The 19,299-nt window shown below is 34.4% G+C and carries 16 protein-coding genes; 15 read left to right on the top strand and 1 reads right to left on the bottom strand.

What is annotated here, in order from left to right; genetic code table 11:
- Positions 1-59: 59 nt before the first annotated feature.
- The 15 genes from QSH13_RS04700 to QSH13_RS04630 all read left to right on the top strand — a co-directional run bounded on the left by QSH13_RS04700 (position 60) and on the right by QSH13_RS04630 (position 18,212).
- On the top strand, positions 60-812 hold the full coding sequence (locus QSH13_RS04700) for a T6SS immunity protein Tli3 family protein (RefSeq protein WP_109406579.1): 753 nt from the start codon (positions 60-62) through the stop codon (positions 810-812).
- Between the two features lie 83 nt (positions 813-895).
- Positions 896-1,648 carry a T6SS immunity protein Tli3 family protein gene (locus QSH13_RS04695; RefSeq protein ID WP_196544687.1) on the top strand — a complete coding sequence of 251 codons (753 nt, stop codon included), beginning with the start codon at positions 896-898 and terminating at the stop codon, positions 1,646-1,648.
- Positions 1,649-1,967: 319 nt separating this feature from the next.
- Entirely contained in the window at positions 1,968-2,738 is a 771-nt protein-coding gene (locus QSH13_RS04690) for a T6SS immunity protein Tli3 family protein (protein WP_196544688.1), read from the top strand.
- A gap of 49 nt (positions 2,739-2,787) precedes the next feature.
- Positions 2,788-4,947 (top strand): T6SS effector phospholipase Tle3 domain-containing protein, encoded by a 2,160-nt coding sequence (locus QSH13_RS04685; protein ID WP_286038878.1) that lies wholly within the window; start codon positions 2,788-2,790, stop codon positions 4,945-4,947.
- A 19-nt stretch (positions 4,948-4,966) separates the two neighbouring features.
- Positions 4,967-5,221: a PAAR domain-containing protein gene (locus QSH13_RS04680; protein WP_109395826.1), complete on the top strand. Its 255-nt coding sequence runs from the start codon at positions 4,967-4,969 to the stop codon at positions 5,219-5,221.
- Complete coding sequence (locus QSH13_RS04675) at positions 5,222-6,619, top strand: hypothetical protein (protein WP_185901138.1); 1,398 nt, start codon at positions 5,222-5,224, stop codon at positions 6,617-6,619.
- Positions 6,619-7,464 carry a hypothetical protein gene (locus QSH13_RS04670; RefSeq protein ID WP_286038877.1) on the top strand — a complete coding sequence of 282 codons (846 nt, stop codon included), beginning with the start codon at positions 6,619-6,621 and terminating at the stop codon, positions 7,462-7,464. The genes QSH13_RS04675 and QSH13_RS04670 overlap by 1 nt, the downstream gene beginning before the upstream one ends.
- Positions 7,409-9,949: an ImcF-related family protein gene (locus QSH13_RS04665; protein WP_286038876.1), complete on the top strand. Its 2,541-nt coding sequence runs from the start codon at positions 7,409-7,411 to the stop codon at positions 9,947-9,949. The genes QSH13_RS04670 and QSH13_RS04665 overlap by 56 nt, the downstream gene beginning before the upstream one ends.
- Positions 9,950-9,994: 45 nt before the next feature.
- Positions 9,995-11,614, top strand: coding sequence for a type VI secretion system protein TssA (gene tssA / locus QSH13_RS04660; RefSeq protein ID WP_235375961.1), 1,620 nt, complete (start codon positions 9,995-9,997; stop codon positions 11,612-11,614).
- Between the two features lie 32 nt (positions 11,615-11,646).
- Positions 11,647-13,410, top strand: a complete 1,764-nt coding sequence (gene tssF, locus QSH13_RS04655; RefSeq protein ID WP_185901140.1) for a type VI secretion system baseplate subunit TssF — start codon at positions 11,647-11,649, stop codon at positions 13,408-13,410.
- Positions 13,374-14,471 (top strand): type VI secretion system baseplate subunit TssG, encoded by a 1,098-nt coding sequence (gene tssG, locus QSH13_RS04650; RefSeq protein ID WP_109395822.1) that lies wholly within the window; start codon positions 13,374-13,376, stop codon positions 14,469-14,471. The genes tssF and tssG overlap by 37 nt, the downstream gene beginning before the upstream one ends.
- Positions 14,446-15,009, top strand: a complete 564-nt coding sequence (tssJ, locus tag QSH13_RS04645; RefSeq protein WP_185901142.1) for a type VI secretion system lipoprotein TssJ — start codon at positions 14,446-14,448, stop codon at positions 15,007-15,009. Before tssG ends, tssJ begins: the two co-directional genes overlap by 26 nt.
- A gap of 2 nt (positions 15,010-15,011) precedes the next feature.
- Positions 15,012-15,440: a type VI secretion system baseplate subunit TssE gene (tssE, locus tag QSH13_RS04640; protein ID WP_109406570.1), complete on the top strand. Its 429-nt coding sequence runs from the start codon at positions 15,012-15,014 to the stop codon at positions 15,438-15,440.
- A gap of 85 nt (positions 15,441-15,525) precedes the next feature.
- Positions 15,526-16,902 (top strand): VasL domain-containing protein, encoded by a 1,377-nt coding sequence (locus QSH13_RS04635; protein WP_286038875.1) that lies wholly within the window; start codon positions 15,526-15,528, stop codon positions 16,900-16,902.
- Positions 16,903-17,474: 572 nt separating this feature from the next.
- Positions 17,475-18,212, top strand: coding sequence for an ankyrin repeat domain-containing protein (locus tag QSH13_RS04630; protein ID WP_194294818.1), 738 nt, complete (start codon positions 17,475-17,477; stop codon positions 18,210-18,212).
- Positions 18,213-18,356: 144 nt separating this feature from the next.
- Here QSH13_RS04630 and QSH13_RS04625 read toward each other — a convergent pair whose 3' ends face one another.
- Positions 18,357-18,650, bottom strand: a complete 294-nt coding sequence (locus QSH13_RS04625; RefSeq protein WP_109395818.1) for a helix-turn-helix domain-containing protein — start codon at positions 18,648-18,650, stop codon at positions 18,357-18,359.
- Between the last annotated feature and the right edge of the window lie 649 nt (positions 18,651-19,299).

Below are 19,299 nucleotides of genomic sequence, written 5' to 3'. Positions count from 1 at the left end.
AAATATTAATTATCTAAAAATCACTTTAAATAAATCAGCACAATTAAAAGGAATAAGCCATGTTATTGCATCGTATTAAGTTCTCATTACTGTTTATTTTTAGTGCCACACTATTAACCGGCTGTTTATCATTAAAAGAAAAAGCCGCCATTAAAGCAGAGCAAGATAGAGCCGAACAACAACGCTTAATCGCCGAAGAAATTAAAAGCTATGGCCCACCCACCGTAATTTATCGTATTGATGACCATCGTTTTTTTACCTTAGAAAAATATAATGAAAGACGTGAAGGGATCACCTATTACAACAATACAAAAAATAATATCCATCAAGAAATATTATATGGCTCAGCCTGTTTATACCAAGGACGCCTAATCTGGGCAACCGAGCGCGATGATGCTTTAGTTTTCCCTGCGGTACTGAGTCGAAAAACCGATCAATGTGCAGGCACTAAATGGGGGTGTGTTAACGCTATTCTTGTCACCTTGGATGGTGGGAAAAACTTTAGGCCCACAAATGGGGGGTTTGGTATTCATACTGATCATCCCGGTTACTACTCTTCTTTTTTCGATATTATTGTGACCAATGAAGGATTTTATTTGGGTAACTCATCATCTTCTCGCTTAAAAAATGATAGCCTTGATGATCCATGGTGGCAAAAATTTTATTTTGATCCCTTCGATTCTAATTATGTCCATGATGATATAGGTGACGAAGAAATACCTTCAAATAATTTAAAAACCCCCTCAGGGCAAACTCGTTTTGATTGCAGCGCCCCTTCTATTTACCCTATTTCACAGGCAGAAAAATTATGAATACTAACCCCATTGGTTAGCTCCTGATAAAAGATCATCATTAACTTAAAAATAAAACAGCATCATCTTAATAAGGACAACCCATGTTATTACATCGACTTAAATTTCCCTTACTGTTTATTTTGAGTGCCACACTATTAACCGGCTGTTTATCATTAAAAGAAAAAGCCGCCATTAAAGCAGAGCAAGATAGAGCCGAACAACAACGCTTAATCGCCGAAGAAATTAAAAGTTATGGCCCTCCCACCGTCATTTACCGTATTGATGACCATCGCTTTTTTACCTTAGAAAAATATAATGAAAGACGTGAAGGGATCACCTATTACAACAATACAAAAAATAATATCCATCAAGAAATATTATATGGCTCAGCCTGTTTATACCAAGGACGCCTAATCTGGGCAACCGAGCGCGATGATGCTTTAGTTTTCCCTGCGGTACTGAGTCGAAAAACCGATCAATGTGCAGGCACTAAATGGGGCTGTGTTAACGCTATTCTTGTCACCTTAGATGGTGGAGAAAACTTTAGGCCCACAAATGCAGGGTTTGGTATTCACACTGATCATCCCGGCTACTACTCTTCTTTTTTCGATATTATTGTAACCGATGAGGGGTTTTATTTGGGAAAATCAACATCAAAGAGAAAAGTTAATGATGACCTATACGATCCTTGGTGGCGTATATTTTACTTTTCACCAACTAAATCAAATTATGTTCATGATAATTGGGGAAAAGAAAAAGACCCAACTAGCGACTATAAAACACCCTCGGGTCAAACTCGTTTTGATTGTAGCGCCCCTTCTATTTACCCTATTTCACAGGCTGAAAAATTATGAATAATAGCAATCCAACCCGTTGGCTAAAACCCAAAGAGTGCCTTGATGGTAGTCAAGAATGACGTTCTATCACCCACGCGGCAAATATTGGGGCAGAAATTCATGCTAAACCTCATTTACCTGAGATTATTATTTTTATTCATGGGGTGAACTCAGAAGGATAATGATATGACGGTGCTGAAGAATATTTATGTGAAGGACTCAATAAACGGTTAAATCTACCTAAAATGCCGGAAATAATAAAAGAATCATTAAAGAAAAAATATTAATTATCTAAAAATCACTTCAAATAAATCAGCACGACTAAAAGGAATAAGCCATGTTATTGCATCGTATTAAGTTCTCCTTACTGTTTATTTTGAGTGCCACCCTATTAACCGGCTGTTTATCATTAAAAGAAAAAGCCGCCATTAAAGCAGAGCAAGATAAAATTGAACAACAACGTCAATTAGCCGAATTGCGGAAAACCTTTAAACCGCCCGTGGTCATTTACCGTATTGACGACCATCGTTTTTTTACCCTTGAAGAATTTAATGAAAAACGAGAAGGCTATACTTTTTATAACAACACGCAAACGCAAGCCCACTTTAAAGTGTATAACGGTTCGGCATGTAACTTTCGTGGCCGTTTAATTTGGGCAGCTACACAGGATGACTATGTTGCTTTTCCTGCTACATCCAGTAATTGGCATGGCTGTGCAGGTCGGCGTGATGGCTGCCAGAGCTCGGTTTTGCGCTACTACAAAGGAAAATTAGTGCCACTCATTACGCCAGTGGGTAGTAAAACACTTAAACCCGTTAATGAAATGAAAAATTTTACTCTTGTAGTAACTGATACTCATTTCTATATTGGAAAAGGTTACAGTGCTTCTCCTCAAAAAGAACCATTAAGTGATTTATATTGGAAAAAATACCCTTACCCAACACCAGAAGAAGTAGAAAACAACACATGGAAACCTCATACACTAGAAACTCCATCTGCTAAATTAAGAACACCTTCAGGACAAACTCAATTTGATTGCAGTGATCCCTCTATTTCCCCCATGTCAAAGCTGGGGGATTATGGTGTGGATTATCGGTTAGTAAAATAGATTTACTTTAATACTCCCGCTTATCTATTCTATTTAAAAGATAAAAATGATGAATCAAGAAAATATCAAAACCTCTAGGTTATTAAAACCTAAAGAATGCCTTGATGGTACCCAAGAATGGAAATCAAGTACTCATGCGTCTGATATCGGTGGAGAAATTCATGTTAAACCCCATTTACCTGGCATTATTATTTTTGTTCATGGAGTTAATTCAGAAGGGGAATGGTATGAAGATGCTGAAAAACATTTATGTGAAGGATTAAATAAACGGTTAAATCTCCCTGAGAAATTTAAATTAAAAGCTAATGAATATTATGAAAATGAATTTAAAGCTAATAAAAACAAAATTGAAGATAGTCGATATTATAATCAATATAACTCTCATGAAATTGAAATATTAAATAACTCCCCAATTGTTCGCTTTTATTGGGGATACCGTTCTAATAAAGATGAAATAAAAAAATACGATATACCATTAAAAAATAAAAAAGGAGATAGTTATCTTCGGCTCGAGAAAGAGATTATTGCGGAAAAATATGATGAATATTCCTCCTTCACTGAAACTAAAGACGATCATTATGATCCTTATTTATTAAGTAGTGATAAAGAAAAAAAGCTATTTATTTCACAAAAACTGAGTAAACAACATGGTATTTTTTATTGGAATGGTGGACCTTTTCAAAATGGCACTAATCAATTAGTCAGCTTATGGAGTGAATTTGGGTTTAATCGTGCGCCACATATAAGAAATAAAGTTCCTTTGCCCCTTGATTTGCAATGGTTCAATCCCGAATCTGACCGTATACTTGCAAGCTGTCCCCCCCGCCATTACTATGCCCATGCAGTCGGAAGACTTGCAAAATTGATCAAGATGAACCGTGAAAATAACCTGTATGATACCGTCAGTGTGATTTCTCACAGCCAAGGCACTATGATCGCTTTAGCCGCTGCCGCCATTGAAGCCCCAGATGCACTTTTTGTATTAAATTCCCCTTATGCTTTACATGATTACAGTTTAAACGCCGTGTCTTATCCGCCGGATGAACAAATTAGTGCAGAACAACGAGAAGCCACACTTCAAGCCATTATTAATAAGGTGGCTAAAAACAAGGATAAGCTTAAAGATCATCCTTGTGGTTATAAAGGCCTTGTAGTAGGGCTAAATGAAGAAGGAAAAAGTTGGTCACCTAAAGATAAAATTCGAAAAGTAAATGATAACAATGCGACCTCACAAGGCAACCCACTTAAATTAACTGAAAATGATTTTATTCAAGAAAGAGACAACCATGGAAGAACCTATATCTATTGTAATCCGCATGATCGTGTAATGGGGGCATCTCCTCTACACAGCATTGGCTGGAACGGTATTCCTAATGTATTTAATTGCAAAACAAAACAATATTCTTTCTCACCCTTTTTTACTAATCAAGCAGAATGTACATTATATGTCCGTATATTAGGTAGAAATATACCTTGTGGAGCACCTCCAGATTCACCAACTGATGCCAATAAAAGTACTATTTTTTGTGATGACAAAAGCCAATATTGTGATGGAACCTCTTTTTGGGAAAATAATACTAAATCCACACATTATATGACATGGCCTAAACCAGACAAAAATACCAAAATTTATATTAATGGTCCCGAAGTACCAAATCCCATCCAAAGCAATGAAATGCTAGAATTTGATGAAACTTATACAAATGGTATTACGGATTTTGATGCAGCAAGACAAAATAAAGGACTTTATGGCTATGGATTTGGTCAAGTTGACCCTATTGAAAATAAACCCATTGATTCTGATTATTATTATTTAATTGATTTTTATGATTATGATCGTATCCAAATTCCTTTTACCGAAGAAGAAAAAAAAGCCCGTAGAAGTGATACTAACCTTACCCCTAATGAAAAAAATGAAACACATCGATTCGAAACACTAGAAGAAAGCAGAGAGAGATTTCGTACTTATATACAACGTGGTACTGACCATAGCTCTTTGCCTAAAAATGAAAACTTTTTAAAACGCGTTGTCGCTTATGACTTACCCATTGGTTATTGTGAAATCGGCAAATGCCCCGAAAAAATGAATGAATTAAGAAAATTTGCAGATTGGCAAAGTGGCTTAGATATCTATATGGAGGAAGGTAAATTAGATCTACCTGAAATGCCAAAAGAAATATCTAACCCTGATTTATCAAAAATTAAATAATCAACTTGGAGAGAATAAAATGAAAAATATTATTCGATTAGGTGATCCTACATCACATGGAGGTAAAGTTATATCATCAAGTGCTACTCTTATTGTTGATGGGAAAAATGCCACTCTTCTTTATGATACTGTTTCATGTCCTCTACACGGAAATAATCAAATTATTGAAAGTAGTTCACATTATAATGAAAATGGTAAAGGGATTGTATTTGATGGTTGTAAAACACAATGTGGTGCTATTGTTTACTCAAGTTGTAATGATATGGAGATATAAATGAAATATTGGATACCTCCATACAATCCTCCACCTTGGAAAAACAAACCATTTCCATTATTAACTTTAAGTACCTTTATAATATTTATAAATTCAGTTTACTTTTTAATTTTAAAATTAACATTAAAGATTGACTTTAAAAATTATATAATGAGTAATGATGGTTTTATATTATCTTCAATTATTTTCCTTTTTTCATTCTTTTTAATATCTGCTTATACCTTATTTTGGGAGATAAAGAAAACACTATATATTTATTGGTGTTTTTGGCAAGCGGATTTATTAACCAAATGGATTAAATCAAAACAAGATAATTTATATTTAATTTATTCAAATATAATATCTAATAATCCATCAATTATTTCTAACTTCAATAACGAAAAATCATTTGAAAAAACAGAGCTAAAAAATAGATTAATAGATTTAGAAAAAGAAGGAGTGGTTGGTGAAGAAAGAGTTTTTTATATAGTGAAACTTTTAATAAATAGTATCAAGGATATAAAAATCAGTAAAAATGAAAACTATTTAATTATAATAAATAGTTTATTTGAACAGAGTGATTTTATAAAAAATAAATTAAAATCATTTTTTGATGACTACTTAAATAATTGTGAGTTCATCTTTCAAAAAAAACCAAACTATAGCAAACAATTAAATTTAATTAGAAAAAAGAAAGCAACTACATTTATTTTCTCAATTAATAACTATTCATTGTCTACTAATGAAGAAAATGAATTTGCAAGTTTAATTATACTATCTCATAACCAAGAAAAGAGATTTTTAAAATTATTTCAACCAATGCCATTTAATATGGATAATATAGATGAAAGCATCAAAACAATGACATTAATTCAACAACAAAGTAATAAGGATATAAAACAGGTTAATTTCATTGGTATTGAAGAAGTAAATTCAAATAATATCATGTTAAAATTAAGAAGCGAAAAGAGTTGTCAGTTATCTTTAGAAAACCACACTCAAGGTTGCTTTTTTAATGAATATATAGATAATTATAAAGAATTATCTATATTTCATTTATTGGCTCTAATTTACTTATCAAGATTTAAAGAAACTAGTCAGCTTTTATTTTATAAATCAGATAAAAACTATTATTGCCAAACAATAGGAGTTCAAAAATCACACATTGACAATCATTACTGGAACATATCAAAACCATTATTTCCACTAGGTACTCTTCTGGTTGGTTTTTTTGCTCTTATTTCAGTCATTTTTAAGAATATAATTGACCACGTCGAATTTAACAGTGAAAGAATAATAATCACATCAACCTCCTTTCTTTTTACTATCATAATAATTAGTGTAATTAAAAAAATTTATATTAATTTTTACTGGAAAATTCATTTTTTAAACACGCTTAACAAAAAATGGAATTTATGATGAAATCAAAAATAACACGCTATCTTTCACTCTTTGTCATTATTTCAATAATTTCATTAGCTACAATTTTGTTCTTATTTATTATTTTTAATAAAACATCTATCACAGTAACTCAATCGTACTTAATGATTGGTTCAGTTATTTTCTCCTTAATAGTGCTTTTTTTCCTTTCTCGCTACCTTAAACCTAATATAATTATGGATATTGAAGCTAATGATAAAAAAGATAAGATAAACAAAAAAAATGACAGAGTAAATGATTGGAATAAATATATAAAAGAAAACTACTCATTTACTTACAAGTCAAAACTATCAATCCAACTCCTTATCGGCTCCCCCCTTTCTATAGAAAAACTCACTCCCAACCTAACAACGGATATCTGGCAAGAAAATAACGGCACATTGCTTATTTATGGTGGCGATATCCATCAACCTATTGATGAAAATTTAATTCAAGATTTAAAACAACTGCGCCGACGTCGTCCGCTTGATGCGGTTATTTGGGTCTCTGAAAACAGCTTATCGCAACAACCATTGGGGCATTCTTTATTTAATCACTTAAACCCCGCCAATACAGACACCGCAAGCCGTTATTTCCACCAGCTCTTTCGTCAATTACGCTGGCAGGCACCTATTTGGCTATGGAACGTCAGTAATAGCGGTGAAATAACCGCAGATGAAACACCTACAGTACTGTATTCCGCCCCCTTAAAAGCCACTTCTGAAACACTTTCTAATAACTTAAAAACACTTTTACCTGCATTAGTAGAACAAGGTACACACGCTGTCTTTGCACAATCAAACACATACCTATTTACTGGCGTTAGCCCGTTTTCTACAACATGAAGGATGTGAAAAACTCGCCAATAACTTGGCGCCACTTTTATCGGGTTATCGCTCATTACCCTTTGCAGGCATGCTCTTTAGTACACCTGTTCGTGAGAATTTATCTTTATCTTCCACGATATCGTTAAATAACCAATGGACAGATAATACACACTGGAAAGCCCTACTCTCTGCAAATAAACAGCTTCCACCACAATTAAAAGCTTCACCTTTAGGTTTAAATTCAAAACGCATTTTACAATATACTGCCGCAACGGCCATGACGTTGTGGGGTATTGGTATGGTGGTCTCTTACTTGATGAATCGCCAATTAATTACCCAAAGCCAACAACAAGCGCAATTAGCAACGGACAATCACCAATCTGAACTTGCGCGTTTACAAGCCCAATATGGTTTGCAACAAACCTTGGGGTTATTGAGTTATCGAGAACAGAATGCGGTGCCATTTTGGTTACGCTTTGGCTTAAGTAGTAATAGCTCATTGCTTAGTCATCTCTGGCCGGTTTATAGTCAATCTATGTTACCGTTATTACGGGATTCAACTCAGCATCATCTTGAAACTTATCTTCAAAGCTTTGTGCAGCTTCCCCCCGAAAGTGCTGAACGCACAGAAGGGGCTCAATCTGCTTATCAAACATTAAAAGCCTATTTGATGATGAGTGAACCGTCTCGTATCGAACCGGCTTTTTTTACTGAAAGCGTACTCAATATTTGGCATCAAAATGAAGATCTAAAAGAAGGTGAATGGCAAACATTAGGCACGGAGCTATTAACCTTCTATGCCGCTCAATTACCGTATCATAATGAATGGACTATCAAACCTAATCGCAATTTAGTCGCTGGAAGTCGCACTATCCTTATTCGCCAAATTGGTCAACGTAATGGCGAGTCTGCGCTTTATCAAAAAATCTTACAACAGGCACAGCATAACTTTGCAGAGATGACATTAGAGGATATGACAGGGGATACCGATGTCAGTTTCTTACTCAGCACCTCTGAAACCATACCCGGTATTTTTACGCGCAAAGCGTGGGAAGAGTCGATTGAACCGGCGATTAAAAAAGCCGTTCATGAAAGACGAGAAGAAATAGATTGGGTATTAAGTGATACACAAAAAGAGACCGATATTGATATCTCACCTGAAAAACTGCAACAAAATCTCACCGAGCGCTATTTTAATGATTTTTCGGGCAGTTGGTTAAGCTTTCTTAATGGCTTACAGTGGCGAGAAACACAGAGTTTATCCGATACGATTGATCAACTCACACTCATGAGCGATATCAGACAGTCCCCCATTATTGCGTTGATGAATACGCTTTCTTACCAAGGCAAAACGGGTCGTCAGCAAGAAAAGCTCGCTGACTCTTTTGTGAATTCCGCCAAAGACTTATTAAACAAAGAGCAACAACCGGTAATTAGCCAAAAAGCCGAGTTCACAGGTCCCTTAGAGCCTGTTTTTGCACCAATACTGGCGTTTACTGATCCGCAATCTGCAGTACAAAATAGTGATACATTAAGCTTACAAGCCTATCTCACACGGGTAACGCGAGTGCGTTTAAAACTGCAACAAGTGGTTAATGCCCCCGATCCCCAAGCGATGTCTCAAGCCTTAGCAAGAAGTGTTTTTGAAGGAAAAACGGTCGATTTATCAGAAACGCAAGACTACGGAAGCTTAATCGCCGCAAGCTTTGGTCAAGAGTGGAATGGATTTGGGCAAACACTACTGGTACAACCCCTATCTCAAGCATGGCAACAGCTATTAGCGCCGACTTCGCAAGGTATCAACACCCAATGGCGAAATGCGGTTGTGAATGATTGGAATAGCGCCTTTGGTGGACGTTATCCACTCAAAAATACGCAAAGTGAGATCTCACTGCCTCTTATGGCGCAATATTTACGCCCTGATAATGGACGTATTCAACGTTTTCTTGAAACTCACCTTAATGGTGTTTTACATAAAGAGGGGACACATTGGGTACCCGATACCACCAATGCTCAAGGCTTAACCTTTAATCCCGAGTTCTTAAAAGCCTTAGATAAATTAAGCTACTTAGGGGATGTGGTTTTTGCGAATGGTGAAGCACGCCTTTATTTTGAATTACGTCCGGGTACCTCTCCAAATATTATGCAAACCCATCTTATGATAGATAAACAGTCTCTTATCTATGATAACCAACAACCACAATGGCAACGCTTTGTCTGGCCAGCGGATACCGTTGCCTCTGGTGCATCACTGAGTTGGATCACAACCAATACAGGCACACGTATTTATGGCGATTATCGTGGCGTCTGGGGCATTATTCGTTTATTGGAAGATGCCAATATCACCCCTTATGCCGGTAGCACAAGCAGTTATTCAGTCAATTGGAAAACCTTAAATGGACAATCTCTTAATTACACCTTAAGAACAGAAATGGGTGATGGTCCAATTGCACTCTTACAACTCCGTAATTTTGTGTTACCGGAAAAGATTTTTTTGGATTAAATAAAAATCACATTCCCTAATATCTCAAAAGGAAATACGCTCACTATGTCCTTATTGGATACCTTAATCTCATCATGCTTTGCTGATGATACAAACAAAGTGCAACAACTTGCTCAACAACAAATCAATTTATGGGATCGTTGGCTATTACCCATTACGCCTAATCAACCTGTGGGTGATGATCCCAGCTATGAAGATGACTTTGAGCGCATGAAAGAAGAAGTCAATAAACTCTCTGGTGCCGATACGGAGCTTATTTGCTTACTTGCTGAAAATTTACTGCTCAATTCCTGCAAAGATGTGCGCGTTGTAACTTATTATATTTGGGCACGCTTGCACAAAGAAGGTGAACACGGACTTGCCGATTCTTTGGGGCTTTTGGCTGGATTGCTTATTCGCTATCACGACACATTATTACCGAGCCGAGCCACTAGTCGAAAATTTGCTTTAGAGTGGTTATCTGGGCAACGTGTTTTAGATAGTTTATCGCTTTATCCCGAGGTCGATCATAATGAATTTTCTCGTATTATCGCCTTATTAACCACCATTGAAACAGAGATTGAAACATGGAATGAAAATGAAAAACCACAATTTTCAGGATTATATCAAGCACTCGAAAAACGCCTAGCTCAATCAGGCGGGACAAATTCATTAGTCCCACAAAACATTAGCCGGACTGACCCAACTTACAACAGTCCTACCTCTCCTTCAATTTCACAGAGCACACCAATAGAGACCATACAGTCGGGTCGTGAATTATTAGATCAATCAAAAATGCTCGCTAATTATCTACGTAATCAATCTAATGGTTGGTTAGCAGGACATAGATTAATGAAAGTGGTGAGATGGGATACAATTCATCAACTTCCGCCACAAGATCAGCAAGGTCGTACTCGCCTTTCGCCACCAAGAACAGATGCAAGAGCACAACTTAAACGCCTCTATTTACAACAAAGTTGGGGGGAACTGGCGGAGCAAGCGGATAAGCTTTTTGCAGAAGGTGTTAACCATTTTTGGTTAGATGTGCAGTGGTATCTCTATCAAGCACTTAGTAAATCCCCTGCACCTTGGAATGCATGGTCTGATATTATAAAAAACGATTTAAAACAATTCCTTACTCGTCTTCCTGATTTAGAGAAACTCTCATGGGAAGATGGCACACCATTTGCCGATGAAGTCACATTAAGTTGGATAAAACAACAGGTTATGGAAGAAAATTTTGATGTCATGCAAGGATTATCAAATAATGTTTCTAATCAATCTGAAGATCAATCAATACTGGCATTAGAAACCGAAGCTATCACACAAGCTGATAATGAAGGTATAGACGTTGCATTAAAATGGCTACAACATCGCCCTGATATCAGCACTTCAAGACAAAAATGGTTATTAAACCTCATAATGGCACGAATAGCAGAACAATTTGCTCGCCACGATCTGGCATTAAATTTATTACGTGAACTCGATAAAAAAGCACTTTCTATGTCGTTAACACAATGGGAGCCCAACTATATTTTTGAAGTGAAAGCACGGCAGCTTCATCTTTTCCGAGCCAAAATTCAACGTAACACCTCAGATAAGCCCCGTATAGAACAACAGATGGAACTGTTACTCAGTGAATTAACTGCAATCGATCCCGTTCGCTCTGCAATTTTATATTCCTAATCTTTTACTCGAAAAATCAAGGTATCAAATTAATGGATGATTTAACCCTTCGCTATTTTGATGCAGAAATGCGCTATCTTAGAGAAGCCGCAAAAGAGTTTGCGCAAGCACATCCCGATAGAGCGGCAATGCTCGACTTAGATAAAGCCGGTACACCCGATCCTTTTGTTGAGCGTTTATTTGAAGGTTTTGCTTTCTCTATGGGGCAATTAAGACAAAAAATTGATGATGATTTACCTGAGTTAACAGAAGGTCTTGTCAGTTTATTATGGCCTCACTATTTACAAACGATTCCATCATTATCCATTGTTGAATTAGCCCCTGACATTCAAAAAATGAAAATGACGGATAAAATACCTGCTCAATTTGAGGTTCTTTCCCGCCCTATTGGTCCTAAAAAAACGATTTGTCACTATCGAACAACACAAGATTTAACGCTTAATCCAATAAAAATTGCTGCTGTAAATTTAACGACCGAGCCAGATGGGCGTTCAGCTATTCGGTTAAAATTTAAATGCAGTGAAATAATTAATTGGTCTGAAGTAAGCCTTCATGCTCTCTCGTTTTATTTATCTGGCGATATTCCAACAACTAATGCACTGCATTTAGCATTAACTAAACAAGTTGCCAAAACTTATCTAAAGCTTCCTCAGTCAAAAGATAGAATAGCAATCCCTCTCTATTTTTCACCAGGAGGATTTAAGAATACAGACACTCTTTGGCCTAAAGGAGACACCACATTTAGTGGTTATCAATTATTACTCGAATATTTTTCTTTCCGTGAAAAGTTTATGTTTGTTTCACTTAATGGATTAGATGATATCCATTTTCCTGAAGAAACATCTGAATTTGAATTAGATATTGTTCTCAATACATTGTGGGATAACACTCTTACATTAAATGAGGAAAATATACGTTTACATTGTGTCCCCGTTATCAACCTTTTTAATATAGAAGCCGATCCACTGACTGTTAATAGATTGGAAAGTGAATATTTATTACGACCTCGCCGTGTTCAAGATGGGCATACTGAAATCTATAGTGTTGATAGCGTATATGGTTCTCAACGTACAAATGAAGCAGTTTATGTACCCTTTACCAGCTTTCGTCATCGTGGTGGCATGTTACGGCATAATGCACCTGAACGTTATTATCACACCCGAGTGAAGCGTGGTGTTACGGGCCTTCATGATACTTGGCTGATACTAGGAGGGGAACAACAAGAGATTGATTTAGCAACTCAAACAGAAACCCTGTCATTACAACTTACTGGCACGAATGGGCAATTACCTCGCAAAGCACTGCAAAGTACCTTACTTGATAGAACAGAACAAACCTTACAGATCCCATTAACAGTATGTAATTTGTGCAAGCCAACACTTCCTCTTTATCCACCTTCAGAAGATCGCTTCCACTGGCGAGTGCTAAGCCATTTAGGTTCTAGCTTTCTTAACATGATGGATAATGCTGAAGTGCTACGAGGCACTCTCGCACTTTATGATTGGCGAGATGATGATATGAACCACAGAAAACTCGACGCCATTATTCATGTCGAACATCATTTAATTGAACGCTTTGAGAAAGGTTTTTTACAGCGAGGTATTGATATCGAAGTCACGATTGATAGCAATGGTTTTAATGGTGAAGGTGATATTCATTTATTTGGAGAAATGCTTAATCGTTTTTTTGCGCTTTATGCTGATGTTCATCTTTTTAATCAATTAACACTGATTATTTTGCCAACAGGAAAACGAATTCAATGGAAAGAAAGCCACAACCCACAGCTACCTCGCTGATTCAGGCTTTAGGCGATAAATTACCTTATGTAAATTTCTATCGCTTTTGCCAATTACTTGAAAAATCCAACCCCCAATTACCTGAATTAGGAAGTTCTCATGATCCGAAAACTGATCCTATTCGTTTTCGCCCACATCGTGGTATGGGGTTTCCTGCCACAGAGATCAAAGGAACTGATCCCCTAGACAAATATCGAAAAAGCACAATACCAAGCTTACATACTACTTTTTTGGGACTTTATGGTATTACATCACCACTACCAACATCTTACCTTGACGATATTGCACAATACCGTGATGGTACAGATTCACTCACTGACTTTTTAGATATTTTTAACCACCGTCTTACTACCCAATTTTATCGTATTTGGCGCAAATATTCTTATCCTGCGACTTTTGGAGAAGGAGGATCAGATAAAACATCGCAATATCTTTATGGCTTAATTGGTTTAGGTATTCCTGGTTGTGCTAATCATGTGCAATCACCTTTATCTCGCTTTTTAGCACTATTAGGGATCTTACGTTTACCAACACGTACAGCCGAAGGTATTAGTGCATTAGTAAAATTATTAGCACCATCAACAAAAGTCAGTATTGTACCTCATGATCCCCGAAGAATTGCACTCGACACTCCTACAATTATGTCGTGCTCACAACCTACAACATTAGAAAATAAACCCGTTTTAGGTCGTTATGCTATTGATGTAAATAGCCAAGTATTAATAAAACTACACACCGAAAACAAGGAAGAAGCAAAAGGTTGGTTACCTGATGGCAGCATTTATCAGGATTTTATGGCATTACTTCGTGTTTATTTGGGATCAAGAGTTAATGCACGACTACGTTTAACATTACCTAGACATTTATTACCTGATGCAACATTAAGTGCCTCTAAAAATCAAGGGGTACAATTAGGTAGAACCGCCGTTATGCGGCCTCACAGCCAGATTGAAAAAGCACGCCCAGCATCTTTTATCACCATTGGACTTGGTTTTTATCAATATCTAACACCCCGCACTCAACATTATAAAAGTGATGAATATGGCAATTATCAATTTTAAATCGCAAACATTCCTTTCTTCTGCCCGCCGATTAGCACTGCTATTTATTGTAACGTTTACAATTGCAGGTTGTGGTTTAACTCAAACCATCAGTGATGGTACGGTCTCTTTAACAAAATCTATTTTTTATAAACAAGTCAAAATATTGCATTTAGACTTTACCGCAAGAGAGGCACTTAATACTGATGATAATGGTTCATCACTTTCCGTCATTGTGCGAATATTTCAACTAAAATCAGCAGATACTTTTAATAATAGCGATTATCTTTCACTGTTTAATCAAAATAATGAGGTTTTAAAATCCTCTTTATTAGCACAAAAAGATTTACGTATTCGCCCTGGTGAATCTATTTCTCTCGATATGCCAATGGAAAAAGAAACTGAATTTGTCGCTATTGCTACAATGTTTCATACACCTGATGAAGCCAAAAACAACTGGCGAATTGTTATTCCGAAAAACGAACTCGATCCTGATAAAGCACGTAAAATTGTGCTTTCTGAAAACACACTAATATTACAACCTTTGGATAAAAAATAACGATGTCACAACCTTCACTCTATGAAATGCTAACGGGTTATTTTTCTGGGGGATTACCTGTTGACGCTATATCAGAAGAAGATCAGGTTATTCTTTCTATTATGGATAATATTCGTCGAATATTAAATTCACGAGCAGGAACATTAAAACATCTACCTGATTATGGTTTACCTGATATGAGCAAAATAATTCAAGGACTACCAGGAAGTTCACATAAAGTAATGTCTATATTATCAACAACATTACTAAAATATGAACCAAGAATAAAATCAGTCACACTAAGTATATTACCTGAAAATGAATTTGGAAAATTGTGTTATTCTTTAGATATTGAATTACATGAAAGAGGGCTTATACGTTATGGTACTGAGTTCTCACCTGATGGAAGAATATTTCTTCATCATTTAAAAAAACAATCTTATTTATCATAATGTTATTTCTTGCTACTTATTTTTAATTTTCTTTATTTAGATTTGTTTTTATCTTATTAAGATCATCAGTTACCTTGAGGAAAATATGAATTCTTACTTAGATTCACTTTCAATTGGAGGTGATCCTCGTGTATTTAATCAATTTATTGCTATTAAAGAAGAACTTGATAAACGTTTTCATCCAGCTCGCCCAGATATTAATTGGCAATATGTCCATGAATTGTGTATTTCTTTATTTAATCAAAATGGTGTCGATCTTCAAACTGCATCTTGGTTTGTTGTATGTCGCCAGAATCAAGCTGGGCTTGATGGTTTAAATGAAGGACTTTACCTTACTCATAAAATATTGATCCAACATTGGCAAACCTTATGGCCAGTACAAACACATACGCGTATCAATATTCTTTCGTCCTTAAGTCAACAGTTAGTCTCAGGTATTCGTGGAACGACTTTTGTTTATTCTGACCTGCCGATCCTTTATCAAATTGAAGAATTATTAAAAAGTATCAATCATCATCTTCAAATATTAGAAATTAAACATCTTGTTCAATTTGATTATCTAGAGAACTTAATTATTGCTCAAGCTAGGCAATTAGAAAATGCAGACACATTAGATAGTAATTTTAATTCTCCCGAATTATCTATTATTGTCAATAAAGAAGATGAGATCTCACCTCAAATTATCGATACGACTTTATCTACTTCCCTTAATGCCAATGAAAGTAATACGTCACCAAAAACCTATATATCCTCATCCATTTCATTACAAACTCCCATAAAAAAGACATGTCGGCAGGAGCTATGGCGAGGTATTTTAATTGGCACTCTAACCAGTAGTTTATTATTTTTTATCCTATTTTATTTTTGGTTATCTGAATTAAAAAATAACAATCTAACAGATGCTTTCCCCTATATTCCAACCATTAATTCCCACGCAGGCTCTCTTATTGAACAACAAACTGTAAATGGTAAAAATATAACAAAGACGCTCAATTCCGAACAAATTGATGTGATCAAAAAACGTTTAGATGAACTCACATTACTTTCTCCCACATGGGCACAGAGTTATGGGCTTGAAGTCATCAACTATTTAAACGAGCAGTATGAAGATAATCCAGAGCTTTTAGCATTTACACAGTTTTGGAAAAACAATCTAAAAATAAATGCCACCCCGGATGAACAACTCAATCAATGGTCTAAAGGTATGACTGAACTTGATGGATTAAGCCAAAGATTAGATAGCTTTGATGGTAATCCTAAAAATTACATCACAGGCTCTGAATTAAAATCTATTATTTTCAAAGCTCGCCAACATTTCAATCAAGCCAAACCTTTAGAAGAAGAATTACGCTTACTTGAGAAACAACCAACACAAAATTCAATTTCAGACTATGAATACCAAAAAATAGATAATCATTTTAAACAACTATTGAATCGATATTCATTATTACGTTCTAAATAAGTAACAATATGTTCTTGATAAGTAGTTTAATACTTATTGGTATTATTAGTTTATTTAGTAGCTGTATTACATTTTTACTTTATGGTAGTTCTACTTTTGTTACCCTCACAGATTTAATTAGAAATAAAACACAGCAAAAATGAATATATAAAAAATCAAAAGTAAATATTAAACGTTAAAATCCAAAAAATCATCATTACACTATTTTTTATAGTGATAGTAATATCCATTAAAAAGTAACCAATTATTACAGGATAATCTTTAAATTAAAAAGGAGGAAATAAGATGATAATAAACCATGCTATCATCTCATAATTATATAGCATAATTAAATCGTCATATAATGACAAAAAACAAAAAAATTTATTACATTCAAAAAAACAAGTAAAATTACGTACGTTTGATTGCGAAATAAACAAATTAGTTAATAAGATTTATCCTTATTATAAATACGTATTAATAAAACACACCCTACTTACATTTTGTTTCAATTAACAACACTAATAAATATTAAATTTTAATAAACTAATTACAATTAGATTTGTTAATCGTTTATATTTTAAGGTGTTTAAATGAATATAAAAAAATTTGTTATTTCATTGGCATTAATTTCTTTTAACGCACAAGCATTGATTATTAATGAAAATAATCCACCCGAGTATCAATCTTTTAAATCAAATTATTCTGATATGATTGAGTTGGCTAATAAATCGCGTTTACCACATCGGGTATTCTATACTTCACCAAGTACAGGCAAAAATGCACTATGGTTTGATGCTGTTAAACACGGTGATTTAAATGAAGTAAAAAAGATGCTGGCCAATGGTCAAAACATTGAAGCAAAAGACACAGGAAGCTTAGAGCAAACAGCCCTGGGATGGGCTGCGTTTATTGGTGATGAAGAGATGGTTGATTATCTCATCTCTCAAGGTGCGAACCTTTGGGCTACGGATAAAGACGATGTTTATAATGTTTTTAAATCAGCCGTATTAGGAAATAATGTCAATGTGGTAAAAAAGATCCACGACCTAATGAGAAGTGATATTGAACTCAATAATCAAAGAGTAGAAAATGATGGTGAAACATTTATTATGATTGCCGCCAGTAATAATCGTCTTAATACTGTAAAATACCTTATTTCTCAAGGTGCTGATGTTAATCTTATTACGACGACTCAAGATAAGTCATTATTTTCTTATAACCACAGCGCGTTAAGTTATGCTTGTCAAAATAATCTTGAAGATATGCAGAAACTATTGATTAAAAATGGTGCCATAAATCATATAACAGGTACAACATCCTGCTATTAAATATAAAAAAGTCATCCTATAATAAGATGGCTTTTGTGCTATTAGTTATTGGGTTTTGAGAAATAGAATTTTAATTAATACAACTAAAAAATGATCAATATATTTATTAAAACTCAATATCAAAAAGTAATGTACTAATGTTTTTTAAATTACTTTTTTCTTTCTAAATATAACTATTTCACTCGGTTGATTTACCGAGTTCTTATCCTCAAATACCATAAAGTCTGTTTCCTTAGCTTCTAAAATAAGACTTTGAGGTGTAACACCAAGTATATAAGAAATAGTAACCAGCTGATCTACGGTTATTTTTATATGCCCATCTTCTAATTGAGAATAATGTAGCATTGTCATTCCCAACCTCTCAGACATTTCATTTTCTGTTATCTTTAATTGTTTTCTTATCATTTTTATTCTATTCCCAACTCTGGTATTAATCATCCCTTTATTCCCCTTCGTTCATTATATCATTAGATGATTACATCGATAAATTACCGAATTATAGTTTATAAATTATCAAACCATAAACTGAAAATACTTAACCATTAGCTAGTGAATAATCGTAACATTACTTATATTCACTAATTTTGTTAATAAGGTTATTCCGATATTTTAAATTTAAAATAATTTACATTTCTATATGTTATTTTAATCTTTATCATATTTAGAGTAACACTATAGTATTAAATATCGAGTTTATAATCAATAAATATCAGTGAATTAGTTAATTTTTAGTTATAATTTTATAGAAAAAGAGAAAGTTATTTTAAATAAAAAATATAAAAAGCTAAGAAAAACAACTAAAAAATAATTTTATTTTTTCAAAAAACACATCAAAATATAAATAAGATAATTTATATTGATTAATTACCCCCCATTTTCAATGATCAAATTTAGACTATTTTAGTATTATATTATTTATTTTTATAACTTTATATTTTATTTAGAATGAAAAGATAATTATTAAAAAACAACTATAAAAATACTCTTAATAATCTCAATTGGTTTTATATAAAACCCCAAAATGCAATAAAATATTTTATTGCCTATATAATATCAAATAATCTTAAATCATTTTTAATTAACACTT

The organism is Proteus faecis (genome assembly GCF_030286765.1).
GTDB lineage: Bacteria > Pseudomonadota > Gammaproteobacteria > Enterobacterales > Enterobacteriaceae > Proteus > Proteus faecis.
This window is presented reverse-complemented; position numbering and strand designations above follow the sequence as displayed.